Consider the following 3,779-nt stretch of genomic DNA (forward strand, 5'->3'; position numbering starts at 1 on the left):
CCGACCTTCCGAGACAGCTACGATCGCAGCCACGCATCCCTCAGCTAATCCACGCACAACCGCCCACCGTAGGCATGGACTGACAGTAGACAGTGTGACCTCAATAGGTGATCTTGATGCGTACACCTTCTGACCCTAGTGTAAGCTGGGTCAGGAGGTTTTTCTTTGCAGATAGAGGGGGGGCTTTTGAACGGCTGAGGTTGCCAGCATCATGCCTATGATCCAACTTGCTAGAAAATCTTAGAAAAGATGGCAAGGATGGATAGCTCTCATGCTAAGATGTAAAACCACGGGCGATTAGCACAGTGGTAGCGCACTTCCTTCACACTGAAGGGGTCACTGGTTCGAATCCAGTATCGCCCATCTTTTATATGCAGATCAGGAAGCCTAGGTCGAATAAGCCCCTAGGTTAATTTCATCACAGTTTCAATCCTGAGAAGGAAAACTGGATATCAACGAATCTTATCCAGCCTTACGGATGGAATCTGCGGATCAGTTCTTGATTCTGATGACGCAGCATATTGGCTAGATGCTGGCGAACGATGAGAAATTACAGGAATTTCTCACCTGGATAAACCAAAAATCGAGATCGGTCAAAGCAACCTACAAGGTGACTGTAATTCGTGCATTGTACTTGGTCTGCAACCTCGACCGCGCCCTCGACCTCAACTGCGCCCTCATCCCTGAAGTACAGCACAAGCTGCAAGAGGTGCAAGATCGGCTGCCCAAGGCTGCCAATGCAGCAGGGGAAAAATTAAAGCTGTGGCGTAATTGCTCAACCCAGTAGCCAATCAGACTGCTGAGAGGTAAGGGCATGCAAAATGGCGTCAAAGGCTGAGATGCCCTGACGTCGTGCGGTATTAACCAGCGCACCTGAGCAAACACATCGGCTCCCTAGGTGGAGCGAAAACCATGGGTGACGTTGCGAAAGATGACACTCCATCGTAGGGCTTGCTCACTGGCATTATTGGTCGGCGGCACGGTCTCATCGTCTAAAAACAAAAGGAGATGAGCCTGGAGGTTCCGATAGCGTTTGAGCAATCGCTGCCCCTCAGGGTGCCTCGGCTCTAAGTTCAACACCTCTCGCAGTGAGCCTCGCAAGCGAGAACAGTATTGTGCCACCGTCGAGGGGGACAGACTCTGTCGTCGTCGGTGCAGGGCAATGGCTTTGAGCAACAGTCGCTTCATCCGGGGGGCAAACAAGACATCCCCCGCATCGATGGCATACTGACAATCCCTGAGTTGATGGGCCAGACACACTTGCCAGTCCTCGGCGGGATGAGCCTTCTGGGCACTGAATACATCAGAGACCCACACCTCTGGGCGGTGGCCGTCCATCACGTCATCAATCACCGCTTTACCCCGACTGGGACGAATCACATGCAGGCACACCTGCGCATTTTGAAACACCCATTCCCAGTGGGTTTGACCCTTAACGCGAGCTCCCGTTTCATCACTGCCTACCTGTCGGGCGCACCGTAGTCGCTCCACAATCTGATGCACAGGAGCATCCAGTTGCCGCTGGACGCGGCGCAGCAGATTGGCGATGGCCCCTTCTGAGATCGTCAAGCCATACAACTCAGCCATCAGTTGCCACAATCGTTGATAGCTCACGGCATGTTGATAGCGCAGAAGGGTCACCAGCGATGCAATACGAGGACCAAACGGAGAGCCTGGTTCTAGACCATTGAGAACGGGCGAGTCATAGGAGGTGTGGCACTGCGGACAGGTACCACCGTAGCGTTCGACTCGGGTGATGTGCGGTTTTACGGGCGGCACGTCGATGCGCTCATAGATGCTCGTCACCTGTTGGTCGGCGGCTGAAACCGATGCATGACAGTGGGGACAGCAAGTCGCTTGGGCCACTACCACCTGGTCGGGATTGGAACTCAGCGCTCGTCCTCCCTCGGAGTGGCTGCCTTGTTTCGCTGGAGGCGAGGTGACGCTCTCGGAGCGATGTTGATTCGGCTTAAATCCTTTTGCGGGCGGCAAGCTGGAATTGCGTGAGGTCTTCTTTACCCGCTTTTGCTTCAGCTTTTCCACCTCTGCCCGCAACGCTTGCTGCTCTCGCCACAGGCCTCGGATGAGGGCGTCTTTTTCCTTATGACTGAGTCCATCGAGCGGAGGTAGGGCGTTCATGGCAAAAGTTTAGCATCCTCTCTCATCTTTGGGCTCGGGTCAACCCAGTTGAGCAATTACTACTATCTTAAGCATTGTCAGATTCCAGTATTCTCTTAAATTATTCTCTACTGTGCAACGCCTACGTCATATGGAGCTGCTGAATGTATCACTCCTAGAGAGACGATCAACAGTCTTCAGCAATGTTGGGATTCGATGGTTACCTGCCATTGATTGTACGTGAGCTGCAGCGCATTGGTAGTCCATGCCAATCGAGGTGATGAACAACGGACGACTACTGCTACCTCGGAAGAGTTCGAACGCGTGACTCGTGTTGCGAAAGCGGTTTTTAGCCACACCGATAACGATAGAACCGACAGGCAGCAATTCGTATAGATAAGCACCGAGCCCTGGAGAATCATCCTCAGACAGGTGACAGTAGGCATCGATCACAAAGTACTGGATGGGATAGGTGATCAGCGGAAGAAGTTCACGTAAGGGTTTCAGTTCGCGTTTATAGAAGCTACCGGCCTGATAGTCACCCACATCTGAAACGCGGATCATCAATTGATCCGCTGGTGCTTCATCATGCCATTGGTGGAACATGATTCCAGCAGCATTTGCAGAACCATTGTCGTAGTGCACATCAAAGCAGGCAATCATCGAATTTGACGATTAAGGAAGTGAACATGCTATGCGGCGATCGCTGCATAGCATGATTCTATCCATGGTATCAAAGTTGTTGAGGAAGAAAAGCCACAATCAATGTCAAAGATGGCGATCGCTCCTCCCAACACCTCTTTCAAGAAAAGCGATCGCCCCGAGGTTTTCGATGTGATCACTGCATGGGTAGACGAATGCAGAACTCAGTTCCTTGACCAATGTCAGACTGAACGTCTAAACTGCCGTTGTGTTTCTCCGTCACAATTTGATGGGCGATCGTCAACCCTAAGCCGGTGCCTTTACCCACAGCTTTGGTTGTAAACAGATAGTCAAATACACGACACTTAACTTCAGGTGTCATTCCAGATCCGTTATCACGAATCCGAATTTCCACTTGCTTAGGCTCTGGTAATACTGCGGTGTTGATCTCAATTTTGTAAGATGTATCGCCGAAATCTTCCTCAGAAGATTGACGCCCAGCCTCATCGAACACATCAATAGCGTTTGCCAGGATATTCATAAAGACCTGATTGAGTTGCCCTGGAAAACATTCAATTTGCGGTAACTCACCATAATTTTTCAGAATCTGAATGGCTGGGCGATGGCTATTAGCCTTAATGCGGTATTTAAGAATCAGGAGTGCACTTTCAATACCTTCGTGCAAGTCAGCCTGCACTTTATATTCCCCATCCGATCGCGAAAACGTCCGTAGTCCACTGCTAATAGCGCGAATTCGATCGGTGGCACCTTGCATCGAGTCCAAAACCTTCGGCAAGTCCTCACAGAGAAAATCTAACCCAATCTCATGGGCGTGATCTTGAATCAGTGTTGTCATGTGGACATTACTCTGCTGATATAAACGCAAATGGTCTAGCAGATCTCCTACATAGTCATTGATGTGGTCAATACTGCCATTTAGGAAACCCAGCGGATTATTGATCTCATGGGCAACTCCAGCAACCAGATTTCCCAAAGAGACCATCTTTTCACTTTGGATA

At 50.6% G+C, this 3,779-nt stretch carries 5 protein-coding genes and 1 tRNA gene; 2 read left to right on the forward strand and 4 right to left on the reverse strand.

What is annotated here, in order from left to right; genetic code table 11:
- The first annotated feature begins 291 nt into the window (after nt 1–291).
- A tRNA-Val gene (locus tag V6D20_02935) sits at nt 292–363 on the forward strand.
- A 247-nt stretch (nt 364–610) separates the two neighbouring features.
- Nucleotides 611–787, forward strand: a complete 177-nt coding sequence (locus V6D20_02940; GenBank protein ID HEY9814749.1) for a hypothetical protein — start codon at nt 611–613, stop codon at nt 785–787.
- A gap of 107 nt (nt 788–894) precedes the next feature.
- On the opposite strand, the gene V6D20_02945 is transcribed toward V6D20_02940, so the two are convergent.
- The 4 genes from V6D20_02945 to V6D20_02960 all read right to left on the reverse strand — a co-directional run.
- A complete protein-coding gene (locus V6D20_02945) occupies nt 895–2,139 on the reverse strand; it encodes an IS66 family transposase (GenBank protein ID HEY9814750.1) in 1,245 nt (414 codons plus the stop codon).
- A 126-nt stretch (nt 2,140–2,265) separates the two neighbouring features.
- Nucleotides 2,266–2,781: a hypothetical protein gene (locus V6D20_02950; protein ID HEY9814751.1), complete on the reverse strand. Its 516-nt coding sequence runs from the start codon at nt 2,779–2,781 to the stop codon at nt 2,266–2,268.
- 29 nt (nt 2,782–2,810) lie between these two features.
- Complete coding sequence (locus tag V6D20_02955; protein HEY9814752.1) at nt 2,811–2,960, reverse strand: hypothetical protein; 150 nt, start codon at nt 2,958–2,960, stop codon at nt 2,811–2,813.
- Nucleotides 2,957–3,779 (reverse strand): ATP-binding protein (locus tag V6D20_02960; protein ID HEY9814753.1); only part of this gene is annotated, 823 nt, incomplete at its 5' end. The genes V6D20_02960 and V6D20_02955, both read right to left, overlap by 4 nt.

This window comes from Candidatus Obscuribacterales bacterium, from assembly GCA_036703605.1.
Lineage (GTDB): Bacteria > Cyanobacteriota > Cyanobacteriia > RECH01 > RECH01 > RECH01.